Below are 14625 nucleotides of genomic sequence, written 5' to 3'. Positions count from 1 at the left end.
CCTGATCATGGACACGACGACGAATGGCGCGAGGGTCGTCGGACGCCGCCGCTTCGGGGTACTCCGGACGCGGGACTTCCGACTCCTCTGGACCGGCGAGACCGCCAGTGGACTGGGCAGCAGCATCACGACCGTGGCCCTGCCCCTCATAGCCGTCGCGGTACTCCACGTCGGCACGTTCGCCGTCGGCCTGCTCGCGGCGGCGGTCTGGCTGCCCTGGCTGGTCATCGGGCTGCCGGCGGGCGCGTGGGTGGACCGTCTCCGCCGCCGGCCCGTCATGATCGCGTGCAATGCCGTATCGGCGGTCATGTACGCGAGCGTCCCGTTCGCCGCGTGGCTGGACGCGCTCACCTTCGCCCACCTGCTCGTGGTGGCGCTGGTGTGCGGAGTGGCGGCGGTGTTCTTCAACACGGCCTACCATGCGTACATCCCCGCCGTCCTCGACGGCCCCGACCTGCTGGAGGGCAACGCCAAGCTCCAGGGCGGCGAGGCCGCGACGCGGGTTCTCGGCCGGGGAGCGGCGGGCCTGATCGCCCAGGCGTTCGGCGCGGTGTCCGGGCTGCTGATCGACGCGGTGACGTTCGTGATCTCGACCGTCTGTCTCGTCCTGATCCGGGCCCGCGAACCGGAACCGGCGGCGCCCGCACCGACGGCCACCTTGCGGCAGCAGATTGGCGAGGGCCTGGGGTTCGTGACCCGGGACCGTTACCTGCGGCCGATGGTGACGTACGGGGCGGTGGTGAACCTCGCGCTGATGGGCTACCAGGGCGTCCAGATCGTCTTCCTGGTGCGGACGGTGGGCGTCACGCCCGCGACCGTCGGCGCCCTGATCATGGCCGGGAGCTGCGGAGGCATCCTCGGCGCGCTGCTCGCCGGCCCCGTCGGCCGGCGCTTCGGCACCGCCCGCGGCATGCTCGTGCTGCAACTGCTCACCGGCCCGTTCGCGCTGCTGCTGCCGCTGACGACCCCGGGGGCCGGCCTGTTGTTCTTCGCGCTCGGCGCGTTCACGGTGGGCGCGGGGATCGTCGCCTGCAACGTCGTGCTGGGCAGCTTCCGGCAGACCTACTGCCCGCCGCACCTGCTGGGCCGGGTCGTCGCGACGACGATGGTCCTCAACCACAGCACGATCCCGCTCGGTTCGTTGCTCGCGGGCTTCCTCGGCGAGGTGATCGGCCTCCGCCCCACGATGTGGGTCATGACCGGCCTGCTCGCACCCTGCTGGCTGATCCTGGCCCTCGGCCCGATGCGGGGCCGCCGCGATCTGCCTTCGGCGTACGAACCGGCGGAGGCCGGCCGCGCCGGCGTGGCGCGGCCGGCCGCGGTTACGGAGTGAGCGCGGCGCGCCAGAAGCGGTGGACGACCTCCCGGTAGCCGGTGTGGGAGGGGTTCCGGCCGACGTGCCGGAACGCCCAGTCCCGTACGTCTTCGAAGTCGTCACCGGCGTCGGACGAGGCGCCGCATGTCGTGCACTGCATCTCGAACACGACGGGCGGCGCTTCGGGAGCGTTCTCGGGCGCGATCGTCCAGTCCGCGTACCGGATGACGGTCCGGGCGCTCACTTCCCCCACCGCCCGGCACCGTTGACGGCCCGCACCTTGGCGCTGAGCAGCTCGGCGGGGGTGGCGGGGCGGGCGGTGCCGGGCTGGACGTCCCACTCCCTGCCGCCGGACGGCGGACGCAGCTGGAGGTGGGGCCCGTCGTGGGCCATGACCTCACCGACCTGACCGGTGCGCTCGTCGAGGACGAAGGTGCCGGGGGCGGGGAGCGGAGGGGGTTCCGGGGCGGCGCAGGTACAGGTACGGAGGGGCGAGCTCGGCTTGAGATCGATGCCGTGGGCGGTGGCCCAGAGGTGGACGGCGCAGGTGGGGGTTGGGTGCGGTGGTGGCGTCGGGGCGGGCGCGCGGTTCGGTGAGGGTGCGGGGTCGTTCGCGCGGGGGCGCGGGCCCTCTTCGGGGACGCCGGGCGCGAAATACGCCCGTACCCATGCGAACCAGCGGCGGATAAGGTCGTGCATGTTGACGCTCCTACTCAGCGTTGGCCATGCCCCGGGGTCGTTGGAGCGGCCGCCGGGGTCTTCGTTTCGAGCGGATCCCTGTCGATCGCTCTGACCGCAGGGATCGAAAGAGCGCCCCTCCACGACAAGGAAGGGCGTGGCTTGCGTCACACCCTCCACACTGGACCGGTAAACCGGACCAGTCAAGCCCGCGTCAACTTGCCGTTCCCATGGGGTAGTTTGCGGTTCGCTCCCACAAGTCCGACGGAGTCACACCCTCCTCGCACACCAGAGGGACCCCAGCAGCATCACGAGCGACGTGGAGGTCCACTGCCACCGCGAGTGGAATCGAGCGCTCCAGCACTTCGGCCTCGATTGCGGTCGCCAATCGCACTGTCGTCATGTCGGTGCCCTGAGCGGGGGAGCGGCCAGTCTGACGCGTCACGTAGTGAGTCGTCCCCTCGACGATTGGCTTCGCCTGAGCCAGCTTTGGGCAATGATCTGCCACATCCGGTGGAAACCACGCGCTTACCAGCGACAACGGCGCCCCATCGGTGAGCAGTACCAGCCGGTCCCGCCGCAGTGCCGATTCTCCTGCCCGGAGCCCCAGAGCGTCAGCGATACGTGCGGGAGGCGTCTCCCGGGCCGGTTGGCCCAGCCGTCGAAATGGACGGCCTGTGGCTGATCGCGTGGTGGTGGCTCCACGGCTACCGGCCGAGCGGGCCAACGGCACCTCCGTCACACGGAAGCCAAGGCCCTGGTGAGCGATGATCGCGCCATCGGCGCGCAAGACATCGAATGCCTTATTGACCGTCGCTCGGGATACGTTCCATTGTTCACACAGATCGCGGCCGGATGGCAGGAGATCGCCAGGGCTGAACTCCCCCTCGGTAATCCGGCGTCGCAAGGAGTCGGCGATCTGCTCGTATTTCAGCATCGGCATGGCTCAACACTCCTGTATCGCTGGACAGGTGGACCGGTCACGGTAGAGCATCCGCAGCATGACGACCCTGCCAGTGAATCCGGAGATCATCGACTTCTACACCGACACCTTCGACGAGGCCACCCGCCTGACGGGCACCGCGGACGGGGTGTTGGAGATGGTCCGTACGCAGGAGCTTCTCCGCCGTCACCTGCCGCCCGCACCCTGCACCGTTCTCGACGTCGGCGGTGGTCCCGGCGCGCACGCGCGGTGGCTTTCCGCCGACGGGTACCGCGTGCACCTCGTCGACCCGGTCGCCAAGCACGTCGTGCAGGCGGCCGACGCAGGCTGCACGGCGGAGGTCGGGGACGCCCGTGGCCTCGCCGCCGGCGACGGCTCGTACGACGTCGTGCTCCTGCTCGGCCCGCTGTACCACCTGCTCGACCGGGCCGACCGTGATCAGGCGCTGGCCGAGGCGCGCCGGGTCACGGCGGCCGGCGGGCTGGTCGTCGCGGCCGCGATCAACCGTTACGCGTCGCTGTTCGAGCACACCGCCACGACCTGGCTGGACCGCGCGAGTGTGCGGGACGCGGTGACCGACATCCTGGCGACGGGCGTGCACGAGCCGGGCCGCAAGGGGTTCACCGCCGCGTACTTCCACACAGGTTCCCAGCTGGCCGAGGAGATGCGCGCCGCCGGTCTCCGCGACGTCACGGTGTACGGCGTCGAAGGTCCCACCTGGTCTTTGCTCAAGGCCGCCGAGCTGCACGGCGGCGTGTCGCTCGTCGACTCGCCCATGTTCCGCGCGGCCCTCGCCGCGGCCCGGGCGGCGGAACCGTATCCGGACCTGCTGGCCGCGAGCTCCCATCTGCTCGCCGTCGCCCGCGTCTGAGTCCGGTTCCGCTATCGAAGCTGCCGTCAGAGCGGAATATCACCGCCGAACGCCCACCCGCTCCACTTCGTCACCTCGATCGCCACGACCGGCCCTTCCGGCGGCTGCTCCGCGTACTGCGGGTACTTCTCCCGGAGCAGCCCGACCGCCGTGGCGAGCCCCGCGGTTTCCGTCCAGATCTCCGCCTGGCCGTCGGCCCGTGCCCACCACAGTTGCCGCCAGTCGTCCGCGTAGTGGTCGGCGAGGACGGAGACCTGGGGGTTGCGGCGGATGTTCCGCAGGCGGCGCGGGTTCCGGGTGGTCTTCGGTTTGTGGTCGATCGCGAAGTACAGGAGATTCCGGCTGACGGCGAAGGTGATGGGCACGACGTGCGGCCTGCCCGTCTCGTCTGCCGTGGCCAGCCGGGCGACCGGCGATCCGGTCAAGCGCGCCCGGGCTTCCGAGGATCCCAGCTTCATGGTTCGACCGTAGCTTGAATCCCACCCATGGAATCCTTCGCCGCCGCAGGCGTCATCCCGTGGCCAGTCGCTCACGCCACCAGTCCACCGTCGCCTCGACCTGCTCCTCGACCGGGGTGGCTCGTACCGCGAACGCGGATTCGTAAGCGCTCGAATCAACCACAAAAGGATGTTCGAACTGGTAGCGGATCTCCCTCAGTTCCCGGATCAGCGGGGAGAAGATCGAAGCGACACCCAGCACGGCCGGCGAGAGCCTGCGCACCGCTACCGGTCCCGTTCGCGACTGGGCGGCCAGGCGGTCGACCATCTCCCGGGTGGACAGCGCGGGCTCCGTCGGGATGTGCCAGGCCCGCCCCCAGGCCCGCTCCTCGCCCGCGACCTCGACCAGGGCCCTGGCCACATCAGGAAGATAGCTCCAACTGTGCGGGGCGTCCGGATCCCCGAGCGTGGAGACCGGCTTGCCGCGCAGCAGCCGCGGCACGACCCGCGCGGCCAGGTGCCCGCCGTCGGTCACGCCGGGCCCGAAGAAGTCCGAGGCCCGCACTTCGACCGCCCTGATATCGCCCTGCTCATGCAGCATCCGCGCCCGCTCCCACACCGCGGCGCGCACCCGCCCCTTGGGGCCGGTCGCCGCGAGCGGCAGTTTCTCGGTCATGGGGCCGTCCACCGGACCGTAGCCGTAGAGGTTGCCCAGCATGACCAGGACGGCCCCGGTCGCCTCGGCCGCCGCGCAGACCGACGAGGCCAGTGGCGGCCATCCACTCGCCCAGCGGGGGTAGGGCGGTGCGGCACAGCTGAAGATCGCGGCCGCGCCCCCCGACACCTCGATCAGCCGCTTGCTGTCCGTCGCGTCCGACGCGACGTGCTCGATGCCGGGCTCCGGGCTCCCGCCCGACCTGGTGACGACCCGTACCGAGTGCCCCTTCTCGGCCAGCAGCCGAGCAGTGGCCGCCCCGGCGGGTCCGAATCCCACAACCACATAAAGGCTCACGCACGCACACTAGCGCGAGTGTGTGCTGCTCAAATGCCAGGCAATCCCCCCTTGTCAGGTGGTGCGCCGCATCTGTTCTCCCGTAGGGATGGCAGGCGCGGGAGGCAGGTGTGAAGGCGCGGCGAGCACCGTGCGGCAGTCGAGCCAGGCGTCGTCGCTGAGCCAGTCGCGGAAGCGGGTGAACAGGGCGAGGAGCTCGGGGCCCCACTTCTCGCGGAAGACGGGGTCGAAGCGAGCGAGGTCGAGTTCGTTGGCGGCGGACAGCTCGGCGAAGTCCCGGCGCAGCCGCGGTTCCGGCGTGTGGGTGCGGCCGGTGAACCGGTCGTGGAAGGCGGCGTCGGCCTGCGCGAAGGCCGGATAGGTGGCCTTCCGGTCGCACGAGGCGTAGAGGTGGACGATCGCTTCGGCCTCGGTGCCGATGACCGCTGCGAGGTCCGCACGGCGGTCGAGCGGCAGCAACACCGTGGGGAAGCCGTCGGTGCCGTACAACGCGTGGCACAGGCCGGCGAGTTGGAGAGCCGGCCGGGCTTTCCACGTGGCGAGCCGGTCATGGACGCGCTGCAGGTGGGCGAGGAGGGTACCGCCGGGGTGGGCGATGGCCTCGGCGCCGAGCCGGCGCAGGAGCGTCACCGCCCGGGCGGACGCGACAGGGGGAGTCGGCACAGGTCCGTGTCCTTTCGGTGCTCGACGGTCGGCGGTCGGCACCCGTCCAGTGCCTTCGCCCGGTCCGGATCCTCGCGAAGGCACCGGACGGGTTGCCGTCTGGGGCCCTGTGACGATCCTCGCCGCCTTCGTGGGCCCCGGTCAATCCTGGGGATCGCTTGCCATCTCCCGGCTGTGGCTTGGGAGTTGTGACTCTGGATGACCTGCGCGTGTTCGTCGCCGTGTGCCGGGCCGGAGCCTCGGCGCCGTGGCCCGCGAGCTGAGCTGTACCTCCCCACGGGTGCGCAGGGCTTCCTGTCCTGTTCCGCTCAGTGGTCCAGTGCCCAGCGTGCCGGGCGCGGGTACGGTCCGACGGCCGCGGCAGGCCGTGATGCGGCCGGGTGACGCGAACCGCCGCCGGCAACGGCAGGTGGCGCCGGACATCATCATCGCGGGCGTCCGAGTCACCGGACGGGTGGGGCGCCCGGCGTACGAGCCGCCGGGCGCCCCACCCCGTACGCCGCTCAGCGCACGGGCGTCTCCGCGGGCGCCGCCTCCGCCATGTCCGCCCCTGTCCCCTCCGTCCGCGCGCCCACCTCGCGCAGCAGCACCGGGGCCAGCACCGCCGCCGCCAGGACCGCCGCCGCGCCGATCGCCGCCGCGTGCATGCCGCCGGTGAAGGCGTCGCGCGCCGCCGCCGCGACCGTGTCACCCAGACGCGACGGCAGCCCGTCGGCCGCCGCCAGCGCGTTCCCCAGCGTCTCCCGTACGGACTCCCGCGCCCCGGCCGGCAGGCCGGCCGGCATCGCCTCGCCGATGTCGTGGCGGTAGAACGCGGCGCCGACACTGCCCAGCACCGCCGTGCCCAGCGCCGCGCCGAACTCCTGCCCCGTCTCCAGGAGCGCGGCCGCCGCGCCCGAGTGTTCCGCCGGGGCGGCGTCCAGGGCCAGGTCGGTGATCAGGGTCATCACCGTGACGATGCCGACCGCCACGATGCCCGAGGCGGCCAGGATCACCCAGATCCCCGAGCCGGCCCCGGCGAGGGCGAAGAGGTAGCCGAACGCGGCGACGGCGAAGGCCCCGCCGATCACGTACGCGCGGTCGACGCCCCGCCGTACCAGCGCCGTCGCCGCCGGCGCGGCGCCGCCCACCGCGACGGACGGGATCAGGCACCACAGCGCCGCCTCCAGCGGGCTCTTGCCGAGGACCAGTTGCAGGTACTGCATGGAGAACACCGTGAAGCCCGCCATGGCGAACATCGCCACCGCGTTGACGCCGATCGCCGGTCCGAAGGCCCGGCCCCGGAACAGCGCCGGGCTGATCATCGGCTCCGCCACCCGCCGCTGTCGCCGCACGAACAGCGCGCCGACGGCGAGCCCGGCCGCGATGGACAGCGGGGGCAGGGCGCCGAAGCCGTCGGCGGCGATCCGCTTCAAGCCGTGGACGACGGGCAGGACCGCCGCGAAGGACAGCAACGAGCTGAGCACGTCGAAGCGGCGGCCGGTCGCCGGGCTCCTGAACTCCGGCACGAGCAGCGGCGCGAGGATCAGCAGCAGCAGCATCGCCGGCAGGTTGATCAGGAACACCGAGCCCCACCAGAAGTGGCTCAGCAGAAAGCCGCTGAGCACCGGGCCGAGGGAGATCCCGCTCGTCATCACCGCCGACCAGACGGCCACCGCCGTGGCGCGCTGCGCCGCGTCGCGGAACATGTTGCGTACGAGTGCCAGCGTGGACGGCATCAGCGTGGCGCCGCCGACGCCGAGCAGGGCCCGTGCGGCGATGAGCGTCTCGGCGCTGTGCGCGTACGCCGCCGCCACGGACGCGGCGCCGAAGGCGGCGGCACCGATCAGCAGCAGCTTGCGGCGGCCGATCCGGTCGCCCAGCGCGCCCATGGTCAGCAGGAGACCGGACAGCACGAAGCCGTACATGTCGAAGATCCACAGCTGTTGGGTGGCGGTCGGCTCCAGGTCGTGGCTGATGAACGGTACGGCGAAATAGAGCACCGAGACGTCCATGGAGACCAGGAGCAGCGGCAGCGTCAGCACCGCCATCCCGATCCATTCCCTGCGGCCGGCGCGAGGGCCGGAGGCGGTGTGGTGCGCTGCTGTCCGTCGGGACATCGGAGGCTCCCCCTAGTGCGGTCTGTTTATGGCGTACGCGTCATCGCGTACAAGGTACGCACAGACCTCTGACATCCGCAATTCTGGGCGTACTTGGGAGGTAGTGCACTAGTGCAAGCGGGATCCGGTGCTAGCCTTCCGTCCATGGGTGCACTAGAACGGTCGGCGACTCCGGCCCCCGCTCCGTACCTCCGGATCGCCGCGGAACTCCGCGACCGCATCACCTCCGGCGAACTGCGCGCGGGCGAGAAGGTCCCCTCCACCCGGCAGATCACCCAGGAGTGGGGCGTGGCCATGGCGACCGCCACCAAGGTCCTGGCGGTGCTGCGGCGGGAAGGACTCGTCCGGGCCGTGCCGGGCGTGGGTACGGTCGTGGAGTCGCCCGGCGGCCGTGCGGGACCCCTGGCGCGCGCGCCCCGGCGCAACAGCGCGCGCGAAGGCGAGAACGCGCTCACCCGGGAGCGCGTCGTCCGGACTGCCATCGGCATCGCCGACGCCGAGGGTGCGGCGGCCCTGTCCATGCGCGCCATCGCGGCCGAACTCGGCGTCTCCACCATGGCCCTGTACCGCTATGTGCCGGGCAAGGACGAGCTGGTCGTCCTGATGGCGGACGCCGCCTTCGGCGAGGACGAGCTGCCGGCCGACGCGCCCGAGGGCTGGCGGGAGCGGCTGGAGGCGGCCGCGCGCCTGCAATGGGCGCTCTACCGGCGCCACCCCTGGCTCGCGAAGGCGATGTCCTTCACCCGGCCCCTGCTGTCCCCGAACGCCCTCGCCCACATGGAGTGGGCCATGGCGCCGGTGGAACGGCTGGGGCTCGACCCGCAGGCCATGCTCCACATCACCGTCACCGTCGCGGGCTACGTGCGCGGCGTCGCCGTGAACCTGGAGGACGAGGCGGAGGCCGAGCAGGACACCGGCATCACCAATGACCAGTGGCTGGAGGCGCAGTACCCGGCGATGGTCGAGATCGTCGAGTCGGGCCGGTACGCGATGTACGGGCGCATCATGCGCGATCCGGGCGTCGATCTGACCCTGGACTCGATGTTCGAGTTCGGGCTGCTGCGGCTGCTGGACGGGCTGGGTGCCCACATCGCGCGGCGGCGCCCCGGTCCGTGAGGGACGGGGGCGCCAGGCGGAAGGTTCAGCGGACGGCCGTTGCTCGCGCCGCCGGCTCGGGCTCCGGCTCCGCCGCCGGCGGCTCCGTCCGTACGCCCCGCAGCGCGGCCACCGTGAGGACGGCGGCGAGGAGCAGGACCGCCGTGCCGCCGAGGGCGGCGACGTTCATGCCGTGCGTGAACGCCTCGCGGGCGGCGGTCAGCACGGTCCCGCCGGCCTGGCCCGGCAGGTCGGCCGCGACGGAGGCCGCGCCGCCGAGCGTCTCGCGCGCCGCCTCCAGCGCACCGTGCGGCAGGTCCGGGGACAGGGCGTCGTTCACGTCGCGGCGGTAGACGGCCACGCCGACGGTGCCGAAGAGGGCCATGCCCATGGCCCCGCCGAACTCCTGGCCGGTCTCCAGCAGGGCGGCGGCGGTGCCCGCCTTCTCCGGCGGGGCGGTGGCGAGCGCCATGTCGGAGACCAGTGCCATCACGACGACGATGCCGCAGCTGACGACGGCCGCCCCGACCAGCACGAGGGTCAGTGACCGCGGACCGCACACCGCGAGCAGCGCGTAGCCGGCGGCGCCGATGACGAACCCGGCGGCCATGACCCAGGACTTCGGCAGCTTCTGGCCGAGGGTGGCGGCCGCCGGCGCGGTGAACCCGACCGCGAGGGACGGGACGGTGCCCCACAGCGCCGCCTCCAGCGGGCTCTTGCCGAGCACCGACTGCAAGTACTGGGTGGTGAAGTAGGCGGAACCCATCATTCCGAAGGTAGCGAGGGTGTTCAGCCCGATGCCGGCCCCGAAGGCCCGGTGCCGGAACAGCGCCCGGCCGATCATCGCGTCGGGGCGGGTGCGCTGACGGTGGACGAAGGTCACGGCGAGGACCAGGCCGACGGCGACGCACAGCACCATGGGGAGGGTGATGCCGTGGGCGGCCATCTCCTTGATCCCGTAGATCACCGGCAGTACGGCGCCCATCGACAGCGGCACGCTCAGCAGGTCGAACCGGCCCGGCGCCGGGTCCTTGAACTCGGGTACCAGCAGCGGCACGAGCACCAGCAGCAGCACCATCGCCGGCACATTGATCAGGAACACCGAGCCCCACCAGAAGTGGTCGAGCATCACACCGCCCAGTACCGAGCCGAGCGCGATACCGCCCGCCATGGCGCCGCTCCAGATCCCGATCGCCTTCGAGCGCTGCTTGCCGTCCCGGAACATGTTGCGCAGCAAGGCCATGGTGCTGGGCATCAGCGTCGCGCCCCCGATGCCGAGGACGGCCCGCGCCGCGATGAGCATCTCCGGGTTCCGTGCGTACGCGGCGGCGACCGAGGCGGCGCCGAAGGCCGTGGCGCCCAGGAGCAGCAGCTTGCGGCGGCCGATCCGGTCGCCGAGCGACCCCATCGTGATCAGCAGCCCGGCGAGGGCGAACGCGTAACTGTCGAAGATCCACAGCTGCTGGGTGCCGGTGGGGGCCAGCTCCGTGCTGATGGCGGGGATGGCGAAGAAGAGCACGGAGACGTCCATCGAGACCAGGAGGAGGGGCAGCAGGAGGACGACGAAGGCCGTCCATTCCCTGCGCCCGGCACGTGCGCCGGAGTTCGTCATGCCGAGGACTATACGGTTGTCTTAAACGCTTGTCTATGACGTTTGTATAGGACGGTCGTGTGAGACGGACGTCTGGGACGGCCGTCTTGTACGGCTGTCTGGTACGCCCGTATGACCCCGGCTAGGCTTCCGGCATGGGACATCGCGAAGATCTGCTCGAAGGCGCCAAGGCATGCCTGCTCGAAAAGGGCTGGGTGCGGACCACCGCGCGCGACATCGTGGCCGCCTCGGGCGCCAACCTCGCCTCCATCGGCTACCACTACGGCTCCAAGGACGCGCTGATGATGGCCGCGTTCATCAAGCTGACCGAGGAGTGGGGCGACGAGGTGAGCCGCACGCTGGCGGCCCGCGCCGACGGCGCCGTCTCGCGGGGCGAGTACCTCGCGGGCGCGCTGGACGCACTGACGGGGCAGTTCGAACGGGACCGCCCGTTCTGGGGGGTCCAGCTGGAAGTGATCGGGCAGATGGGGTCCAACCCCGATCTGAAGAAATGGTTCGCCGAAGTGCTGCCCAGCGGCCGGGAAGGGCTGGTGGCGATCTTCGAGGGCGTTCAGGACACCGAGGTGAGCGAGGAGGCGACGCGGACCGCGGGCGCCCTGTACCACGCGCTCTTCATCGGCATGTGGGTGCAGTGGCTCGTCGACGCGAAGACCGCACCGACCGGCGCCGAACTGGTGGAGGGGATGCGCAGGGTGCTGGCCGGGACGGTGCTGAACGCCTCCGGCGCCGACGGGGAGTGATCGGAGGCCGCCGGCCGGAGCGGAGGGACGACCGGCGGTAGGGCGTGGTCGGCCGGGCCGGGTGCCACCGGCCCGGCGTAAGGACCGTACGTCGTAAGGACCGTACGCCTTGGCCGACGGCCCTTACCTGCGTCCATTCCCTGTGCGCGGCCGCCAGGCCACCACCGCGTCGGCCGTGCCGTGCGGTGACTCATGTCCAAAAGACTCGCCCCTGAGACATATTCCGGCGTTGTGCGGGATATGGCCGAACTAGGCATGGCGGAGAGGAGCCGAGGAGCTTGGACTGGACGCACTGGATGTAGAGGACAACAGTCCGAACGCCTGGAAGGTAAGACATGACCGACACCGGGATCCGATCCACCACCCCGTCAGCCCCCGCCTTTCCCCGCGACCGTACGTGCCCGTACCAGCCACCGGCCGACTACGACGAGCTGACGGCGGACGGCCCGCTCACCCGCGTGACGCTCTACGACGGACGCGTGGTGTGGCTGGTGACCGGCCACACCGAGGCCCGCGCGCTGCTCACCGACCCCCGGGTCTCCACCGACCGGCAGAATCCGGCCTTTCCCGTGGTCGCCCCGCGCGCCGAGTCCCAGCACACCGTCGTCCTCCCGCTGCTGGGCGTCGACGACCCCGAACACGCCCGTCAGCGCCGCATGCTGATCCCCCGCTTCGGTCTCCAGCGCGTCAACGCCATGCGTCCGCAGATCCAGGCCGTCGTCGACCGCCTCATCGACACCATGCTCGCCAAGGGCCCCGGCGCGGAGCTCGTCTCCGCCTTCGCCCTACCCCTGCCCTCGATGGTCATCTGCTCACTGCTCGGCATCCCCTACGCCGACCACGACTTCTTCGAGACCCGCTCCCGCGCACTGCTCGCCGCGCGGACCGACCGCGAGGCCACCACCGCCCGCGACGAACTCCGCGCCTACCTCCACCGGCTCGTCGACCGGAAGAAGGACGACCCCGGCGACGGCCTCCTCGACGAACTCATCGCCGAGCGGCTCGCCGAGGACCAACTCGACCGCGACGAGCTCGTCATGATGACGCTTCTGCTGCTCGTGGCAGGCCACGAGACCACGTCCAACATGATCTCCCTCGGCACCTACACCCTGCTCGAACACCCCGGCGAACTCGCGGCCCTGCGCGCCGACCCCACCCTCATGCCCACCGCCGTGGAGGAGCTGCTGCGCTTCCTGTCCATCGCCGACGGGCTCGTGCGCGTCGCCACCGACGACATAGAGATCGCCGGACGGACCCTGCGCGCCGGCGACGGCGTCATGATCGGCACCTCGGTCGCCAACCGCGACGCCGCCGCCTACGACCACCCCGACACCCTCGACCTCCACCGCTCGGCCCGGCACCACGTCGCCTTCGGCTACGGCATCCATCAGTGCCTGGGCCAGAACCTGGCCCGAGCGGAGATGGAGCTGGCCCTGCTCACGCTCGTCCGCCGCATCCCGACCCTGCGGCTCGCCGTCGCACCGGACGAGGTGCCCGTCAAGCCCGGCGACACCCTGCAAGGACTCTTCGCCCTTCCCGTCACCTGGTGACACCCGTCAACAACAGAAGGAACAGCACGATGAGCGACATCCGCGTCAGCATCGACAGCGACAACTGCATCGGCTCCGGCCAGTGCGCCCTGACCGCGCCGAACGTCTTCACCCAGGACGACGACGGTTTCGGCACCGTCCTGCCCGGCCGCGAGGACGGGGCGGGCGACCCCCTCGTACGGGAGGCGGCACGGGCGTGTCCGGTGCAGGCGATCACGGTCGAGGAGAGCTGAGGCGGCCGGTACCGAAGGCGCGGCCGACGCAGTCGTCCAGTACGGCCCCGAACGCCCGGGGCGTCGCGGAGTCGGGCGCCTCCGTTCGTACCTCGTCCGCGCCGACGGCCAGGAAGTCCACGTCGGCCCGCCCGTCGCGGAAGAGCACCACCGACAGCCCCGAATCCCCGGGGCCCTCGACCTGGATCCCGACCGAGTACGGCCTCGCCACCCGCGCCCGGTCGGTCTCCAGCGGCTGCGGCCACGGCGCGTCCAGATCGACCCAGGTCACCGCCCCGGCCACCAGCCCACGCGCCCGCCACCCGGCCAGCCGCCCGGTGATCTCCGCGGCGGCCCGGTCCAGGTCGATGATGATCCTGTCCTCGATGTTCTCGATGTCGTCCGTCACCGAACCATGATCACCCAACGCCGTCACCCGCGGCGGCGGGCTGGAGGATCCGCGCGTTCGTGAGCACTGCTTCCTGCGGAACTACCGGAAGCCGGGCCCGAACCGTCTCGCTGCATCATGTAGGCATGATCACCATTCATCTGACGTACGAGATCGACGCCGACAAGCTTGAGGACTTCGAGGAATACGGTCGCCGCTGGGTTGGGCTGGTCAACCGTTTCGGCGGGACGCACCATGGCTACTTCCTGCCGAGTGAGGGCGACAGCGACATCGCCTACGCCCTCTTCTCGTTTCCCAGTCTCGCCGCGTACGAGCAGTACCGCACGGACAGCGTGTCTGATCCGGAGTGCCAGGACGCGTTCGAACTGGCTCGTCGCACGCGGTGCATCAAGCGGTACGAACGCCGCTTCCTCCGGCCGCTCGGCGGTGTGTCCTAGGCCGTGTCGTGTGCACCACCGCTGCGCGGCGGTGTCCTCAATCGCCGGACGGGCTGACATCGGCTGAGCTCAGCCGATGTCAGCCCGTCCGGCGATTGAGGACGCGCCCGCAGGGCGCTCGCCGCCGCAGGCGGCCCAACCAGCGCACCGCATTCGCTCAACTCGTCAGCGGGTTGACCGCCTCTCCGACCCTGACCTGAAACTGCGGATCCTGCAAGGCCCTACAGCCGCGCCGCCTTCAGCGTCATATGAAGGAGCAGCCGGTCCTCGCCGTTGTCCAGGTCGAGGCCCGTGAGTTGTTCGACGCGGGACAGGCGGTAGTAGAGGGTCTGGCGGTGGATGCCGAGGGCGGCGGCCGTGCGGCCGGCCTGGCCGGCGTGGTCGAGGAACGTCTCCGCCGTCCGGGCCAGTTCGGCGTGGGCCGGCGCCAGCAGAGGGCGTACCGAGGGGTCCGCCGCGGCCGCCACCGGCAGCGCGGCCAGCACCCGGTACGGGCCGATGCGCGCCCACTCCGCCACCGGGCCCAGCCGGGGCTCCGCGGCCGCCGCACGC

At 71.3% G+C, this 14625-nt stretch carries 17 protein-coding genes; 7 read left to right on the top strand and 10 right to left on the bottom strand.

The genetic code is table 11. The features are described 5' to 3' along the window. Window positions 1-7: 7 nt before the first annotated feature. The gene (locus J7E86_RS17535) at window positions 8-1333 is read left to right on the top strand and encodes an MFS transporter (RefSeq protein WP_215082635.1); all 1326 of its coding nucleotides are present in this window, start codon (window positions 8-10) and stop codon (window positions 1331-1333) included. Here the strand turns inward: J7E86_RS17535 and J7E86_RS17530 are convergent. The 3 genes from J7E86_RS17530 to J7E86_RS17520 all read right to left on the bottom strand — a co-directional run bounded on the left by J7E86_RS17530 (window position 1323) and on the right by J7E86_RS17520 (window position 2936). Then, window positions 1323-1559 (bottom strand): hypothetical protein, encoded by a 237-nt coding sequence (locus tag J7E86_RS17530; protein WP_215082634.1) that lies wholly within the window; start codon window positions 1557-1559, stop codon window positions 1323-1325. The two genes, J7E86_RS17535 and J7E86_RS17530, sit on opposite strands and share 11 nt — an antisense overlap. Further along, a complete protein-coding gene (locus J7E86_RS17525; RefSeq protein WP_215082672.1) occupies window positions 1556-2014 on the bottom strand; it encodes a hypothetical protein in 459 nt (152 codons plus the stop codon). The genes J7E86_RS17530 and J7E86_RS17525 overlap by 4 nt, the downstream gene beginning before the upstream one ends. Before the next feature lie 193 nt (window positions 2015-2207). Next, window positions 2208-2936: a GntR family transcriptional regulator gene (locus J7E86_RS17520; protein WP_215082633.1), complete on the bottom strand. Its 729-nt coding sequence runs from the start codon at window positions 2934-2936 to the stop codon at window positions 2208-2210. Between the two features lie 58 nt (window positions 2937-2994). Between J7E86_RS17520 and J7E86_RS17515 the strand changes: the two genes are divergently transcribed. Beyond that, window positions 2995-3807, top strand: coding sequence for a bifunctional 2-polyprenyl-6-hydroxyphenol methylase/3-demethylubiquinol 3-O-methyltransferase UbiG (locus J7E86_RS17515; protein ID WP_215082632.1), 813 nt, complete (start codon window positions 2995-2997; stop codon window positions 3805-3807). Between the two features lie 26 nt (window positions 3808-3833). On the opposite strand, the gene J7E86_RS17510 is transcribed toward J7E86_RS17515, so the two are convergent. The 4 genes from J7E86_RS17510 to J7E86_RS17495 all read right to left on the bottom strand — a co-directional run bounded on the left by J7E86_RS17510 (window position 3834) and on the right by J7E86_RS17495 (window position 7949). After that, window positions 3834-4265 (bottom strand): TIGR03668 family PPOX class F420-dependent oxidoreductase, encoded by a 432-nt coding sequence (locus tag J7E86_RS17510; protein WP_215082631.1) that lies wholly within the window; start codon window positions 4263-4265, stop codon window positions 3834-3836. Window positions 4266-4317: 52 nt separating this feature from the next. Then, window positions 4318-5256 carry an NAD-dependent epimerase/dehydratase family protein gene (locus J7E86_RS17505; RefSeq protein ID WP_215082630.1) on the bottom strand — a complete coding sequence of 313 codons (939 nt, stop codon included), beginning with the start codon at window positions 5254-5256 and terminating at the stop codon, window positions 4318-4320. A 54-nt stretch (window positions 5257-5310) separates the two neighbouring features. Then, window positions 5311-5919: a DUF6817 domain-containing protein gene (locus tag J7E86_RS17500; RefSeq protein ID WP_308312626.1), complete on the bottom strand. Its 609-nt coding sequence runs from the start codon at window positions 5917-5919 to the stop codon at window positions 5311-5313. A gap of 503 nt (window positions 5920-6422) precedes the next feature. After that, window positions 6423-7949: an MFS transporter gene (locus tag J7E86_RS17495; RefSeq protein WP_251019273.1), complete on the bottom strand. Its 1527-nt coding sequence runs from the start codon at window positions 7947-7949 to the stop codon at window positions 6423-6425. A gap of 213 nt (window positions 7950-8162) precedes the next feature. Here J7E86_RS17495 and J7E86_RS17490 point away from each other — a divergent pair, with 213 nt between their 5' ends. Next, entirely contained in the window at window positions 8163-9134 is a 972-nt protein-coding gene (locus J7E86_RS17490) for a TetR/AcrR family transcriptional regulator C-terminal domain-containing protein (RefSeq protein ID WP_215082628.1), read from the top strand. 25 nt (window positions 9135-9159) lie between these two features. Here J7E86_RS17490 and J7E86_RS17485 read toward each other — a convergent pair whose 3' ends face one another. Further along, the gene (locus J7E86_RS17485) at window positions 9160-10725 is read right to left on the bottom strand and encodes an MFS transporter (RefSeq protein ID WP_215082627.1); all 1566 of its coding nucleotides are present in this window, start codon (window positions 10723-10725) and stop codon (window positions 9160-9162) included. Between the two features lie 134 nt (window positions 10726-10859). On the opposite strand from J7E86_RS17485, the gene J7E86_RS17480 reads away from it, so the two are divergent. The 3 genes from J7E86_RS17480 to J7E86_RS17470 all read left to right on the top strand — a co-directional run bounded on the left by J7E86_RS17480 (window position 10860) and on the right by J7E86_RS17470 (window position 13248). Continuing rightward, window positions 10860-11465: a TetR/AcrR family transcriptional regulator gene (locus tag J7E86_RS17480; protein ID WP_215082626.1), complete on the top strand. Its 606-nt coding sequence runs from the start codon at window positions 10860-10862 to the stop codon at window positions 11463-11465. A 335-nt stretch (window positions 11466-11800) separates the two neighbouring features. After that, window positions 11801-13015 (top strand): cytochrome P450, encoded by a 1215-nt coding sequence (locus J7E86_RS17475; protein WP_215082625.1) that lies wholly within the window; start codon window positions 11801-11803, stop codon window positions 13013-13015. Between the two features lie 29 nt (window positions 13016-13044). Beyond that, a complete protein-coding gene (locus J7E86_RS17470; protein ID WP_251019272.1) occupies window positions 13045-13248 on the top strand; it encodes a ferredoxin in 204 nt (67 codons plus the stop codon). Here the strand turns inward: J7E86_RS17470 and J7E86_RS17465 are convergent. After that, complete coding sequence (locus J7E86_RS17465) at window positions 13229-13636, bottom strand: hypothetical protein (RefSeq protein ID WP_215082624.1); 408 nt, start codon at window positions 13634-13636, stop codon at window positions 13229-13231. The genes J7E86_RS17470 and J7E86_RS17465 overlap by 20 nt on opposite strands. 125 nt (window positions 13637-13761) lie before the next feature. On the opposite strand from J7E86_RS17465, the gene J7E86_RS17460 reads away from it, so the two are divergent. Then, window positions 13762-14073 carry an NIPSNAP family protein gene (locus tag J7E86_RS17460; protein WP_215082623.1) on the top strand — a complete coding sequence of 104 codons (312 nt, stop codon included), beginning with the start codon at window positions 13762-13764 and terminating at the stop codon, window positions 14071-14073. 221 nt (window positions 14074-14294) lie between these two features. On the opposite strand, the gene J7E86_RS17455 is transcribed toward J7E86_RS17460, so the two are convergent. Next, the coding region (locus J7E86_RS17455; protein WP_215082622.1) for a CdaR family transcriptional regulator at window positions 14295-14625 on the bottom strand (331 nt) is incomplete at its 5' end.

This window comes from Streptomyces sp. ISL-11, assembly GCF_018614525.1.
In the GTDB taxonomy this organism is placed as follows: Bacteria; Actinomycetota; Actinomycetes; order Streptomycetales; family Streptomycetaceae; genus Streptomyces.
This window is presented reverse-complemented; position numbering and strand designations above follow the sequence as displayed.

Excerpts from the sequence above, each read along its gene's own strand:
- J7E86_RS17460 (WP_215082623.1), top strand. The coding sequence starts at position 13,762 with ATGATCACCATTCATCTGACGTACGAGATCGACGCCGACAAGCTTGAG.
- J7E86_RS17510 (WP_215082631.1), bottom strand. The coding sequence starts at position 4,265 with ATGAAGCTGGGATCCTCGGAAGCCCGGGCGCGCTTGACCGGATCGCCG.
- J7E86_RS17475 (WP_215082625.1), top strand. The coding sequence starts at position 11,801 with ATGACCGACACCGGGATCCGATCCACCACCCCGTCAGCCCCCGCCTTT.
- J7E86_RS17525 (WP_215082672.1), bottom strand. The coding sequence starts at position 2,014 with ATGCACGACCTTATCCGCCGCTGGTTCGCATGGGTACGGGCGTATTTC.
- J7E86_RS17470 (WP_251019272.1), top strand. The coding sequence starts at position 13,045 with ATGAGCGACATCCGCGTCAGCATCGACAGCGACAACTGCATCGGCTCC.
- J7E86_RS17485 (WP_215082627.1), bottom strand. The coding sequence starts at position 10,725 with ATGACGAACTCCGGCGCACGTGCCGGGCGCAGGGAATGGACGGCCTTC.
- J7E86_RS17480 (WP_215082626.1), top strand. The coding sequence starts at position 10,860 with ATGGGACATCGCGAAGATCTGCTCGAAGGCGCCAAGGCATGCCTGCTC.
- J7E86_RS17495 (WP_251019273.1), bottom strand. The coding sequence starts at position 7,949 with ATGGCGGTGCTGACGCTGCCGCTGCTCCTGGTCTCCATGGACGTCTCG.
- J7E86_RS17515 (WP_215082632.1), top strand. The coding sequence starts at position 2,995 with ATGACGACCCTGCCAGTGAATCCGGAGATCATCGACTTCTACACCGAC.
- J7E86_RS17535 (WP_215082635.1), top strand. The coding sequence starts at position 8 with ATGGACACGACGACGAATGGCGCGAGGGTCGTCGGACGCCGCCGCTTC.
- J7E86_RS17520 (WP_215082633.1), bottom strand. The coding sequence starts at position 2,936 with ATGCCGATGCTGAAATACGAGCAGATCGCCGACTCCTTGCGACGCCGG.
- J7E86_RS17490 (WP_215082628.1), top strand. The coding sequence starts at position 8,163 with ATGGGTGCACTAGAACGGTCGGCGACTCCGGCCCCCGCTCCGTACCTC.